Source organism: Candidatus Rokuibacteriota bacterium (assembly GCA_016188005.1).
GTDB lineage: Bacteria > Methylomirabilota > Methylomirabilia > Rokubacteriales > CSP1-6 > UBA12499.
Window position 1 is genome coordinate 1 of the sequence record JACPIQ010000069.1, and the last position, 11,591, is coordinate 11,591.

General features: G+C 70.1%; 10 protein-coding genes and 2 pseudogenes. 7 read left to right on the forward strand and 5 right to left on the reverse strand.

Annotated elements, in window-relative coordinates; genetic code table 11:
* The coding region (locus HYV93_13990) for a hypothetical protein (GenBank protein ID MBI2527081.1) at nucleotides 1-507 on the forward strand (507 nt) is incomplete at its 5' end.
* Nucleotides 508-697: 190 nt separating this feature from the next.
* Nucleotides 698-1,408: a transglutaminase family protein gene (locus tag HYV93_13995; protein ID MBI2527082.1), complete on the forward strand. Its 711-nt coding sequence runs from the start codon at nucleotides 698-700 to the stop codon at nucleotides 1,406-1,408.
* 18 nt (nucleotides 1,409-1,426) lie between these two features.
* Here HYV93_13995 and HYV93_14000 read toward each other — a convergent pair whose 3' ends face one another.
* Complete coding sequence (locus HYV93_14000; protein MBI2527083.1) at nucleotides 1,427-2,443, reverse strand: zinc-binding dehydrogenase; 1,017 nt, start codon at nucleotides 2,441-2,443, stop codon at nucleotides 1,427-1,429.
* A gap of 147 nt (nucleotides 2,444-2,590) precedes the next feature.
* Between HYV93_14000 and HYV93_14005 the strand changes: the two genes are divergently transcribed.
* Both HYV93_14005 and HYV93_14010 read left to right on the forward strand, forming a co-directional pair.
* Nucleotides 2,591-3,055: a pyridoxamine 5'-phosphate oxidase family protein gene (locus tag HYV93_14005; protein ID MBI2527084.1), complete on the forward strand. Its 465-nt coding sequence runs from the start codon at nucleotides 2,591-2,593 to the stop codon at nucleotides 3,053-3,055.
* 14 nt (nucleotides 3,056-3,069) lie between these two features.
* Nucleotides 3,070-3,285: a hypothetical protein gene (locus HYV93_14010; GenBank protein MBI2527085.1), complete on the forward strand. Its 216-nt coding sequence runs from the start codon at nucleotides 3,070-3,072 to the stop codon at nucleotides 3,283-3,285.
* Between the two features lie 262 nt (nucleotides 3,286-3,547).
* Here the strand turns inward: HYV93_14010 and HYV93_14015 are convergent, their stop codons facing one another.
* The 3 genes from HYV93_14015 to HYV93_14025 form a co-directional block, all read right to left on the reverse strand.
* On the reverse strand, nucleotides 3,548-4,489 hold the full coding sequence (locus tag HYV93_14015; GenBank protein MBI2527086.1) for an alpha/beta fold hydrolase: 942 nt from the start codon (nucleotides 4,487-4,489) through the stop codon (nucleotides 3,548-3,550).
* A 191-nt stretch (nucleotides 4,490-4,680) separates the two neighbouring features.
* On the reverse strand, nucleotides 4,681-5,496 hold the full coding sequence (locus HYV93_14020; GenBank protein ID MBI2527087.1) for an epoxyqueuosine reductase: 816 nt from the start codon (nucleotides 5,494-5,496) through the stop codon (nucleotides 4,681-4,683).
* A 102-nt stretch (nucleotides 5,497-5,598) separates the two neighbouring features.
* A complete protein-coding gene (locus HYV93_14025) occupies nucleotides 5,599-7,368 on the reverse strand; it encodes a hypothetical protein (protein ID MBI2527088.1) in 1,770 nt (589 codons plus the stop codon).
* 1,735 nt (nucleotides 7,369-9,103) lie between these two features.
* Here HYV93_14025 and HYV93_14030 point away from each other — a divergent pair.
* From HYV93_14030 to HYV93_14040, 3 genes and pseudogenes are all read left to right on the forward strand, one after another.
* Nucleotides 9,104-9,193, forward strand: a pseudogene (locus tag HYV93_14030) (PEP-CTERM sorting domain-containing protein).
* Between the two features lie 135 nt (nucleotides 9,194-9,328).
* Nucleotides 9,329-9,670 carry an MBL fold metallo-hydrolase gene (locus HYV93_14035; GenBank protein MBI2527089.1) on the forward strand — a complete coding sequence of 114 codons (342 nt, stop codon included), beginning with the start codon at nucleotides 9,329-9,331 and terminating at the stop codon, nucleotides 9,668-9,670.
* Nucleotides 9,622-10,322 (forward strand): annotated as a pseudogene (locus HYV93_14040) (zinc-binding dehydrogenase). Before HYV93_14035 ends, HYV93_14040 begins: the two are co-directional and overlap by 49 nt.
* Nucleotides 10,323-10,454: 132 nt before the next feature.
* On the opposite strand, the gene HYV93_14045 reads toward HYV93_14040, so the two are convergent.
* Nucleotides 10,455-11,558, reverse strand: coding sequence for an acyl-CoA dehydrogenase family protein (locus HYV93_14045; GenBank protein ID MBI2527090.1), 1,104 nt, complete (start codon nucleotides 11,556-11,558; stop codon nucleotides 10,455-10,457).
* Nucleotides 11,559-11,591: the final 33 nt, after the last annotated feature.

Here is an 11,591-nt window from a genome sequence, read left to right on the forward strand (position 1 = left end):
GCCGCCCCGCGCGCGCCCGCCGAGCGCGCCCACCACGCGCCGGCGCACGCGCCTGCGCGCGGTCGCCCGACGGAAGAGCCCCACACGGCGCCCCACGACGAGATCATTCTCCTCATCCGCGAGCTGCTGCACCGCTCCCATGGCCGCCCCGTGCTCATCGACACCCTGGCGCGGGAGCTCAAGGAACGGGGCTTCGCGCGGACGCCCGGCTCCCCGCGCCTGATCACCCGCCTGCGTCGCCTCAGGGAGCTGTCGGTGAGCCCGACGGGCATGATCGCGATGGCGGATGGGGCCGGCCCCGGGGCCAGCGCCGCCGAGCCGCCTCCCCGGCCCTCCCCGCCGGTGCCGGCGACGGAGCGGGACGATACGGTTCCCGATGAGGTGCAGATGACGCTGGTCGAGCAGCCGCCGTCCAGCGGCGACACGCCCGAGCCTCCACGCCCGCGGCGCCGTCGCCGTGGCGGGCGCCAGCGGCGCCGAGGCGCCTCGGCACGGAGCACAGCCTGACCGCTTGCCCGGCAGCCGGCCCTCTCCGTCCCGGGCTGTCGCGGCCTCTCGTCCCGTGCGCGCGGTTGCGGCGCTGGAGCCAGAGGGCCGCCGCGGAGGCTGGCCTTCCGCTTGACCGGAACGGGACACGAGGGCACTCTATGTGCACCGAGTCCACCCCGCTGCATTCCTCAGGGAGGCATCTCGACTCATGAACCACTGGCCGCCTGGAGAGTGGCCCGCGCCCGGGTCCGAGTTCCTCGAGAGCACGTACTACCTCGACTGGGCGACCCCCGAGGTGGGCGCCTTCGCCGGGCGCGCCGTGACGGGCGAGACGAGCGCCATCGGGCGCGCCGTCCGGCTCTTCTATGCCGTGCGCGACGGCTGGCGCTACGACCCCTTCGCCATCCGGCTCGACCCGCGACGGTACGTTGCCAGCAACGTCCTGAAGGCGCGAGGGGTGTTCTGCATTCCGAAGGCCGTGCTCCTGACCGCGGCGGCACGGGCGGCGGGAATCCCGGCGGGGATCGGCCTGTCGGATGTGGTCAACCACCTGACCACCGAGAAGCTCAAGGCCAGGATGGGCGGCAAGACGGCGTTCATCCATCACGGCTATGCGGTGTTCTGGCTGGACGGGCGGTGGGTCAAGGCCGCCCCCGCCTTCAACATCGAGCTCTGCCAGCGCTTCGGCGTACGGCCCACCGAGTTCGACGGCCGCTCGGACGCCATCTTCCAGGAGTTCGATGTCGCCCAGCGGCGCCACATGGAATACACCTGCGACCACGGCCTGTGGTCGGACTTCCCCTACGAGCGCGTCGAGCGGGATTTCCGCGCCTTCTACCCCGCCGAGCTCTTCGCCGACGCGCCCGGCGAGCGCTTCGAGGACGGGGGTCAGGTCTTGCAATCCAACATCGTGTCGTAATGCAAGACCTGACCCCGCTTATATGCGCAGGACGACCTTCCCGAACTGCGCCGCCTCCTCCAGGTGACGGTGGGCGGCCGCAGCCTCCTCCACCGGGAAGACCCGATCCACCGCCGGGCGTAGCCCGCCGCGGTCGTACAGCGCCAGCATGGCCTCGAACTCCCGCGGGCTGCCCATGGTGGTGCCGAGCACGGTGACCTGCTTCCAGAACACGCTCCGCAGGGCGAGCTCCTTGACCGGGCCCGTCGTGGCGCCGTAGCTGGCGATGCGCCCCCCGGGCCGGAGGATATCGACGGCCCGCGCGAAGGTGTCGCCCCCCACGCTGTCAATGACCACGTCAGGCCCCTGGTCCCCGCAGAGCGCCACGATCTCGCGCCCCCAGTCCCGGGTCCGGTAATTGGCCCCGCCCGCGGCGCCCAGCGCGCGGGCCCGGGCGAGCTTCGCGTCGCTGCCCGAGGTCACGAGCACGCGGGCGCCGCGATGCGCGGCGATCTGCAGCGCGAAGGTCGAGACGCCTCCGCCGATGCCAGTCACGAGCACCGTCTCGCCGGCCCGCACCCCGGCCCGGCTGACGACGGCGCGGTAGGCCGTCAACCCGGCCAGGGGGATGCAGGCGGCTTCATCGAACGAGAGGCTCGCCGGTTTCGCGTGCACGTTGACTGCCGGGACCCGGACGAGCTGCGCGTAGGTCCCATCGTCCGGAAAGCCCAGGATCCGGAACGCCGGCCCCTGCACGGCCTCGGCCTCCCCCCAGCCAAGGCTGGGGTTGATGACCACGGCGCGCCCGACGAGCGTGGGATCGACGCCGGCCCCTGCGGCCACGACCTCCCCGGCACCATCCGAGCCGAGAATGACCGGCTTCGAGAAGCCGCCCGCATAGGCGCCGCTGCCGCTGCGGATCCAGACGTCCCGGTGGTTCAGGGCTGCGGCTCTCAGGCGCACTACCACCTCGCCCGCGGCCGGCTCGGGATCCGCGATCTCCTCCACCCGCAGAAGCTCGGCTGGCCCCGGCCCCCGCAGCACGATTGCTCGCATGGCCTGTCCTCCTCGCGTCGCTGTTCGGTGTGCCCCTCAGCTACCTGCGCGTCCCCTGCCCAGGCGACAGGGTAATCCTCGGCGGGGATCTGAGATCGCCCTTGACCGCGGCCTGGTATCGCGGTACTAGTGCATCCGCCAGGAGCCATGATACCGGACCAGCTCGTGGAGTTCCTGCACGGCCCGTCGTTCCTGCAGGTCGGCACGCGCGACGTCGGCCTCCGCCCCCTCCACACCTTCGCCGTGGGCGCGGTCGTCCACGACGACCGCCAAACGGTGACGGTCTTCGTCCCGGCAGCCCGGGCCGAGCGAGCGCTGGCCAACCTCCGGCACAACGGCCGCGTCGCGCTGGAGGTAGGTCAGATGAGCCACGAGGCCTATCAGCTGAAAGGGACGTACCTGTCCTCGCGGCCCACCACCGACGAGGACATCGCTCGGCAAGAGACTTTCCGTGCCAGGTTCTTCGAGTCGGTGCGTCAGGGCTACCCGGAGGAAATCGCGAGGCCCCTCTCGCTCGGCTTCGCGTACCGACCGGGCGTCGCCATCACCTTCCGGGTGGAAGAGATCTTCCGCCAGACTCCCGGGCCCGGGGCCGGGGAGAAGCTCGCCTGAGCCGGGCCGCCACGATGGGGCTCCTGCCCGAGGAGATCAAGTCCGCGATGCAGGGTGTGATCCCCTCCCACGTCGTGACCTGCGCGGGCGACGGTACGCCCAACGCCACGGCGATCTCCCAGGTCTACTACGTGGATGCCGACCACGTGGCGCTCTCCCACCAGTTCTTCAAGGGGCTCAGCAAGCCCATCCCGGCCTTCAACGTCGTGCGGCTCAAGGGTCGGGCCTGACCCGGCCGTCGGAGCGGGGCCGGGGCGCCGGGTCGCCGGCGGATGGGGCACGGGCCCCCGGGATCACCTGAAGCGGCATCGCGACATCACAGGCATCGGCCCAAGACCTCCGCGGGGGTGCCGGAGGCCGTCGCGGCGCGCTGAACGGCCCACATGGCGGCGGGGCAGGCGCGATCGGCGTCAGGCGACGAGATGCGCGAGGAAGCCCGCCAGTGTCGGTGCCCACCTGGCCCAGTCGGCGCCGCTGGCCAGGTGGCCGAAGTCACTGTCGATCTCGAAGTATGTCGCGTCCACGCCGGCGGCCCCGAGCTTCGCCATGACGTCCGGCGCCAGCGATGGCGGGAAGAGAGCGTCCGTGCGCGACAGCACGTAGAGCACGCGCGCGCGGATCTTCGCGAAGTCGCGCTCCGCGTCGAAGCGGACCATGGCCTTCCGCAGCGTCACCAGCGAGTTGGGGTCGAACTGGCGCGCCCACTGCGCCGCCATCTCGCGCATGCGAGCGCCGCGGGCGCCAGGGTCCGGGATGGTCGCGGCGAGAATCTCGTTCATGCCGTAGCGCTTCAGCGTGTCCAGCCGGAGCGTGGTCCGTGCCCAGGATGCCGCCGCGATCGTAGTGCCAGCCGTCGCTCCAGCTCGGGTCGGTCGAGAGCCGGGCGCGGAGCGCCGTCACGCTCGCCTCGCCGCCGAACCCCTTCGGAGCCGTCACCACGGCCCCGATGCCATCCATGAAGTCGGGGTACGACACCGCCCACTGGAACGCCTGGAAGCCACCAAACGAGGGGCCGGCCACCGCCCCCAGGCGCCTTACGCCGAGGCTGTCGAGCATGAGCCGCTGGGCGTGCACGATGTCGCCGAGGGTGATGTCCGGGAAGTCGGGGCCGTACGGCTTGCCCGTCGCCGGGTTGACGGTGGATGGGCCGGTGGAGCCGTAGGAGGAGCCCAGCATGTTCGAGGCCACCACGAACCAATGGTCGGAGTCGATCGTCTTGCCGGGACCAATGAGGCCGTCCCACCAGCCGCCGAGCGGGTCGGTGGGCGTGGGCGGACCTGCCGCGTGAGCGCTCGACGTGTAGCCGTGGGTGGCGAGAATGGCGTTGCGGCCGTCCGGGGCGAGGCGGCCGTAGGTCTCGTAGGCGAGAGTCATCTCGGGGAGAATCCCGCCGCTCTCCAGCGTGAAGTCGGTCACGGTGAACCGCTGGTCCACGACGGCGCGCAACGGGCTGGGCGCTGCTGGTGCGGTCGGTGAGCTCATGGGCGAGCCTCCTCAGGCGGCATCGGCGGTGGAGATGCGGGTTCGTGCGACCAGGTCGGGACAGCGTGCGGGCGTGACCGGGGTGGCCCGGCGGGCCGCGCGCGAGGCGACGGCCCGCGGGGTGGGGCGCGGCGACGGTCTTGCTACGCGCTGGCCTCGAACACGCGACGCACGCCGGTCAGTTGCCGACGCAGGATCTCCGGCGTTGTCCGCTGGCCGTCGCGCTTGCGCTTCGCGCTCCAGCCGTGCGGGCAGACGTAGACGCACACGCCGCACACGCTGGCGCCATAGGCCTTGGCCCGCTGGCCCAGGTAGGCGCGGCACTCGCCGCGGCGGAAGCGCACGTCGACGGCCTCGGCCGGGTTGAAGGGGACCCCGGTGAACGCCTGGGCCGGGCACAGGTCGACGCACAGCGTGCAGTCCTTGCAGGCGTCTCCCGAGGTCCGCGCCCCATTGGTGCTCGTCAGCGGCGCGTCGGTCAGCACCGTCACCCAGCGGACGCGCGGCCCGTGTTCCCGGGTGATGAGCAGGCAGTTCCTCCCGATCCAGCCGTTGCCCGACAGATGGGCGGCAAGCTTGTGGGAGATGAGACCGGTCATCCGCTCGTCGTCGTACGGTCGGCCGGCCGGCGCCGGGAGCGCCCGGTAGCCGGCGCGCTCGATCGCAAAGGCCAGGGTCGTGGCCGTGCGGTCGAGCATCTCGGACACGACGGTGTAGATGTGGTGGAAGTAGGTGCGTGCGATGTCGCGGCTCACGTGCTGATAGAGCTGGTCGACGACGGCATCGGACAGGGCGATGCCCACCGACAGGCCGAAGCGGTAGTCGCCGAGGAAGTCGCCCCCCTGGGCCGTCACGAAGTCCCTCACCGGCGCCAGGTCGGCGACCCCGACGTAGGTGGCCCCGAGGGCCACCGCTTGGTCGCGGAGTGTCGTCTGCAGCGCCCCATCGAGACCGGCCATGGCGTCCTCCCCAATCACAGGATGTCGGAGTGGCTGGGGTCAGGTCTTGCAATCCAACATCTGTCGTAATGCAAGACCTGACCCCGCTAGTCGAGGTCGCCGCTAGTCGAGGTCGAGCCAGTCGAACCACACCGGGTGGTTCGCCTTGTACCAGTCGAGCACCGTCCGGATGAGGGCCTGCTTCTCGCGCGGCATCACCTTCTCGTCGACCCGATCGAGACGCACGCGTATCCGGTCCCCAACGTGCTCGAGCGCCTGCGGGAGCATCGTCTGCAGCTCGTTGCGGATCCGCCCCGAGTCGGAGATCTTGACCGGCCGTGTCGTGTGGTCGACACCCGACAGGAAGCGCACGAGCAGCGGGCTGAAGACATGCCGCATGATGTCCAGCGGCTCCATCAGGCGGAAGGTGAAGGTGATCCGGCTCGAGGCCATGCGCGTGGCGAGCCGCGTCGTCACCCGGTAGACACCGTCGGCCACCTCGGTGACGCCCGGCGCGCCCGTATACGGGTCGTCGCACATGTAGCCCACGCTGGCGAGTACGTGCCAGTCCTTTCCAGGCAGGAAGTCGTCCGCCCGCAGCACGCGCTTGCCCAGCGGCATGTTGGAGCGATCGGCCTGGCGGATGGCCTCGGCGTAGGCCTGGATCGTGCTCGCGTCCACCTCGCGCCCCCCAAAGAATTCTCCGAGACGCTGCCCGAAGTCGGTTGCCGAGGGATCGAGCTGCATCAGCCGGCCCTCCGCCTCGCAGGGCAGATCGAAGCTGGGCGAGAAGACGGTCATCGTCGAGTCGACGTCCAGCACGTCGCACAGGCTCGCCGCCTGCATCGCCTCGGCGGTGGCGGCGTAGCCGTCGCAGAGGAAGACGTGGGTAGCCCCTGCACGGTCCTGCCAGCTGCCCACCAGGAAGGTGGGGGCGTAGGTACCCGAGTCGGTGAACACCTCCAGACCCGAGGGGGCCCGCCAGCCGTCCTCGACCAGGTGGACGCCGAGCGCCCGCCATTCCTCCCACAGCGGACCGAGGCGCCCCACGCGGCTCTTCCCCCTGAGCGTCCAGACGTGGATGTGCTCGCGCCGGATGCCGGGATAGGCCGCCTCGATGGCCTCCGCCACCTGTTTGCGCGGTGTGCGGTAGTCGAGCAAGACCCAGGCGCGCTCCGCGGCCTCGGCGACCCGTCCGGGCACCGTGATGCAGCCCATGTACGACTCATACGGGCGTGACAGCCTGAGTGGCGAATCGAAGAGGTGGAACACCGCCATCGGACCCGTGGCCCTGCCCTCGGCGAAGCGCGAGGTGTTCTCCAGCGTGTCAACCGCCGCGCCCCAGAGCGTGATGCCCCGTTTCTGGAGCCAGTCGTGGAACTGGTCGAAGGTATGGCTCGGCTCGTTGAGCAGCCGGCGCACCCTGCGGTCCACCATTCCCGCCACCTCCGGCCGCGCGTACACCCGGCCGAAGCCGAGCATCGGGTTCGCGCCCATCTCCGGCGTCTCGCCCGCCTTGGGCATCAGGCCCTCGCCCAGGCACACCATGATGGCGTGGTTCTCCGGCAGGGTGCGAGTGAGGTGCCAGAGCCCCTCGCTCATCACATAGGCGCTGATCGCATCCGCCGCCTTCTTGACCTGGTTGAAGATCGCCTTGTCCTTGCCCGCGCCCGCGCCGAACTGCCCGAACAGGCGAGTGCCCAGCGCGGTGGCGGCCGAGGTCACGGCCAGGCAGCGGGCGATGCCGCGCGGGGTGAAGGTGAAGGCGGAGACGGGCTCGGGCTGGGCTCGCTCCACCTCCACGTCCTCCAGCCACAGGTGGAAGCGAAGCAGCACCGGGCGCGTGTCGAAGGCCCACTGCGCGATCAGGTTACGCTTGTCGATGTCGGTCATCGGAGCTCCTCGGGATCCCCGGAGTGAGTGTGGTCCTGCCAGCATTCTAAGGGAATCGGCCATGGGCGCGCCAGACTGTGCCGCCTGGGCCGGGGGGGCCGCAAGGGCCGGGCGCCGGGCGGTATGCCGTGACCGACTCGCCCCGCTTCGGCACGCAGACGGGGGCGGCGGCGCCCGCGATCACCGTGGCGGCGCCCAGGGAGCCCGGCCGATCTCTGCTGGCTCGCCAGCCCCGGACGCCTCGGTGCCGACGCTGCTCCTCGACTGCACCCCGGGGGCGGGGGCACCTCGGAACCAGCGGCCAATGGCCGGTCGGCCTCTCGCCTGCGGCGTCAGCAGACGGGTCGCCCCCGTGAGGCTCAGCCACAGATCAACCCCGGAGATGGATGCCGACGGAGGGCGATCAGGCTCAGCCACAACGACATCACTGCCCTCGACAACCTCGCGTCGATACTGCTCGATTCTCCCAGAGGGCCAAGGAGGCGACGACGCTGGCTACAAGGGCGCACCAACTCGACCCGCAGTGCCGATGGGACATGGACACCCCGGTCTGTTGGCACTAGCAGCAGGGGCTCCTGAGCCGGGGCCGAGGAGCTCTTGAGGGCTGTTTCGCTGGGACACCGGGGCCGCCCACCCTACCTCCAGGCTGGTCAACGGACAACCGGACTGTTCAAAAATCCGACAGTTACCCCTGAGACTCCATGGAGCGGGGAATTTTCCCCGCCGAAATATTGGGGTTTTCTCAACCTCTGAGGGAGCGGAGGCTCACGCCTAGCCGTCACTGTCGAGAAAGTTGTCGGTATGGCCGAGAAACCTCGGATACCCTGGATCAAGTGCTTGAAAAGCCGGTGAGCGATCCCCTGGCATTGTGCTTGCTACGCGGGTGAGGACGATCAGTAGAAATGGTGAGAGCCCTCAGGATCAGAACCATAAACCGATCCGGAGCCTGAGACGGGGGAGGACGATGAGAAAGTTCAAGGGGCTGGGGACGAAGGCGCTCGCAACAGCCGTCACCCTGACCTTGGCGCTGACCGCGGGGGGGCTGGCCGGTCCGGCAGAGGCCAAGCCGGTCACCCTTCTCGAAGGCGCGATCACCAAGCTGAAGTACGTCAACTACGAAGACTGGCTCGACATCAATGTGCCGGGCGGGGACGGGGTCATCAACGCCGGCGACAAGTTCGAGGGCATTCTCAAGGTGGAGTCCATCACCAACGTGAGCGGCTCCGTCTCGCTGTCGGCCCAGCTTGGGGCAAAGGAGGTCACGGGGTCCTTCAGGATCAGCGTCGTCGGCGGCGCCATCGTCCCGGGCGGCTCGGGACACGTCGATCTGGCCCTGGTGCCGGGTGATTTCTTCAGGTTCTTCGTAGGCACGGGCGCGACCAAGAACTGGGATCCGGCCGCGGGGGACGCGGTCGCCAGGGCAACCGACGGGGTCCTGTGGGCTGACATCCTGCCGGGCACGTTCTTCGAGGGCGTCAACGACACGATCATATTCCCCTTCAGCTTCAGCTTGAGCAAGAACTGGGCCGACATCACGACCAATCTCACGGAATACACGATCGTGCCGTTGCTCTACCCCGAGGTGATCCCGCTGCCGGGGGCGGCGCCTCACACGTTCCTGGGCGTTCCCCACTTTGCGGGGCACGTTGCGGATACCTTCTTCACATCCCATCTCACGTTCCCCTCCGACATCCCGGCCTGGGACATCAAGAGTGAGGATCCCCTCTACGTCTTCGCTGTGGTGCCAGAGCCGGCCACGCTGCTGCTCCTCGGGGCGGGGCTGTTCGGCGCGGGACTCATCGCGCGGAGGCGGAGCCGGAAGTAACAGCGCCCGGGTTCCATCGACCGGCCGAGAAGGCGCCCGCTGGCGGGGCGCCTTCTTCTTGTCCACCTTCTGCCTCGCGGGCCAGCTACGCTCGGGGTGGACAGTCCCGCGCCCGGGACAGAGCAGGGCTCCGCGATGATCTTCCGCCAGCTCGTCACGCCCGACACGGGCTGCGCCAGCTACGTCCTCGGCTGTCCGCGCGCGGCCGCCTGCGCCGTCGTGGATCCGCAGGAGGACATCGCCCCGCACCCTGAGATGGCCGCCCGCGAGCCCCTCCGCATCACCCATGTGATCGAGACCCACGTCCAGGCCGACCACCGCTCGGGAGCGCGGCGGCTCGCCTCGGTGACGCGGGCGCCCGTCTTCCCCGCGGCTGCGGCCGTTGCCGCCATTGTCGCACCGGCTGGTCCCAGCTCTGTCCCCACGGCATCGTCGTCTATGGCGTCACCGGGCATGGCGGCCACGCGCGGTACATGAAGGTGCCAGCGCGCACCCTCGTGCCCCTCCCCGACGGGCTCAGCTTCGAGGAGGGGGCGACCGTCTCCTGCGGCACGGGCACGGCGTATGACGCCCTGAAGCGCCTCGCCGTCTCGGGGCGCGACACCCTGGCCGTCTTCGGCCAGGGGCCCGTGGGCTCAGCGCCACGCTCCTCGGCTCGGCCATGGGGGCGCGGGTCATCGCCGTGGACCCGGTGCCCGAGCGCCAGAGCCTCGCCGAGGCGCTGGGCGCCGCGGCGGTGATCGACCGGCGAGCAACGGACCCGGTGGCGGCCCTCGCCGACCTCACCGAGGGCGAGGGCGTGGACTGCGCCATCGAGTGCGCCGGGAGCCCCGAGGCGCGCGTCCAGACCGTGCGGAGCGTGCGCACCTGGGGGCAGGCCTGCTTCGTGGGGGAGGGCGGCACGGTGACGCTCGAGGTGAGCCCGCATCTCTTGCAGCGCCAGGTGACTCTGCACGCCTCGTGGACCTTCTCCTCGGTGGGGCAGGAGGAATGCGCCCGCTTCGTCGCGAGCCTGAAGATTCCCCTGGGCCGCCTCCTCACCCACCGCTTCTCCCTTGCGCAGGCCGCCGACGCCTACCGCCTCTTCGACACCCAGACCACGGGCAAGGGCGTCTTCGTGCCCTCGTAACCCAGAGGCCTCCCGAGTCCGCTCGTCACGCGGGGCACGCCCGCGGGCGGCGATGGCGCTCTGGAAGACACCCCGGGGGTCGCGGTTAGAGCTTCTGGCCTGACACGGGGCTGACAGGCGTTTCCGGACCTGCTAGCGCGGCCGGAACTCCCGCCCCAGCGTCTCGCGGGCGATGATGAGCTTCATGATCTCGCCGGTCCCGTCGCCGATCTGGTGGCCGATCACGTCCCGCAGCCGTTGCCCGTGCGGGTAATCGCTACTGTAGCCGGCGTGTCCGTGCAGGAGGAGCATCTGGTGGATCGCCTCCACCGCCAGCTTCGGACCGAGCCACTTCGCCATGGCCGCCTCCTTGGCGTGCGGCAGCTTCACGTCGCGCAACCAGAGCGCCTTGTAGCAGAGCAGCCGCGCCGCCTCGAGGGTCGCCAGAGCCTCGGCGATGGGAAAGGACACCCCCTCGTAGCGCGCGATCGGCTGTCCGAAGGCGGTTCTGGTCTTCACGTACTCGATCGTCTCCTCGACCGACTGCATGGCCGTGGCCACGCACTGGATGGCGATGACCGCGCGGGTGTAGTCGAACTGGTTCATCACGGTGTAGAAGCCCTGCCCCTCCGGGCCGACCAGGTTGTGCGCCGGCACGCGCACGCCGTCGAGGTGCAGGGCGCCCCGACGGCTGAGCTTCATGCCGAGGTCGGTGAAGCGAGAGGTGCCGACACCCGGCGTGTCGAGAGGCACGAGGATCGCGCTCACGCCGCGCGCGCCCGGCCCCTGGCCCGTGCGCACGAAGACGATGCAGGCGTCGGCGTCCACCTGGCTGGTGGAGGACTTCTCTCCCGTGATCACATAGTGATCGCCGTCGCGCACCGCCCGCGTCGTCAGCGCGGCGGCGTCGGAGCCGCTGTGGGGCTCGGTGAGCGCCAGGGCGACGTGCCGGCGCCCGCTGACCATGTCGGGCAACCACCCTGCCTTCACGCGATCGGTGGCATGCAGGCTGAGGATCTCGGTGCTGATGACGCTGCTGACGATCAACGTGCCGACGTTGTAGTCCGCGCGGGAGAGTTCCTCGGTGGCGATGCCCACGTTGACATACGACGTGTTGACGCCGCCGTACTCGACCGGAGCGCGGAGGCCCAGGAGCCCCAGCTCCGCCATCCTCTGCAAGAAGGCCGGGAGATCATAGTCCGGTCGCTCGCGATCCGCGTACTGCGGTCGCACCTCGCGCTCGCTGAACTGCCGCACCGTCTTGCGAAAGAGCTCCTGCTCGTCAGTGAA

Excerpts from the sequence above, each read along its gene's own strand:
- HYV93_13995 (MBI2527082.1), top strand. The coding sequence starts at position 698 with ATGAACCACTGGCCGCCTGGAGAGTGGCCCGCGCCCGGGTCCGAGTTC.
- HYV93_14000 (MBI2527083.1), bottom strand. The coding sequence starts at position 2,443 with ATGCGAGCAATCGTGCTGCGGGGGCCGGGGCCAGCCGAGCTTCTGCGG.
- HYV93_14005 (MBI2527084.1), top strand. The coding sequence starts at position 2,591 with ATGATACCGGACCAGCTCGTGGAGTTCCTGCACGGCCCGTCGTTCCTG.
- HYV93_14010 (MBI2527085.1), top strand. The coding sequence starts at position 3,070 with ATGGGGCTCCTGCCCGAGGAGATCAAGTCCGCGATGCAGGGTGTGATC.
- HYV93_14020 (MBI2527087.1), bottom strand. The coding sequence starts at position 5,496 with ATGGCCGGTCTCGATGGGGCGCTGCAGACGACACTCCGCGACCAAGCG.
- HYV93_14025 (MBI2527088.1), bottom strand. The coding sequence starts at position 7,368 with ATGACCGACATCGACAAGCGTAACCTGATCGCGCAGTGGGCCTTCGAC.
- HYV93_14035 (MBI2527089.1), top strand. The coding sequence starts at position 9,329 with ATGATCTTCCGCCAGCTCGTCACGCCCGACACGGGCTGCGCCAGCTAC.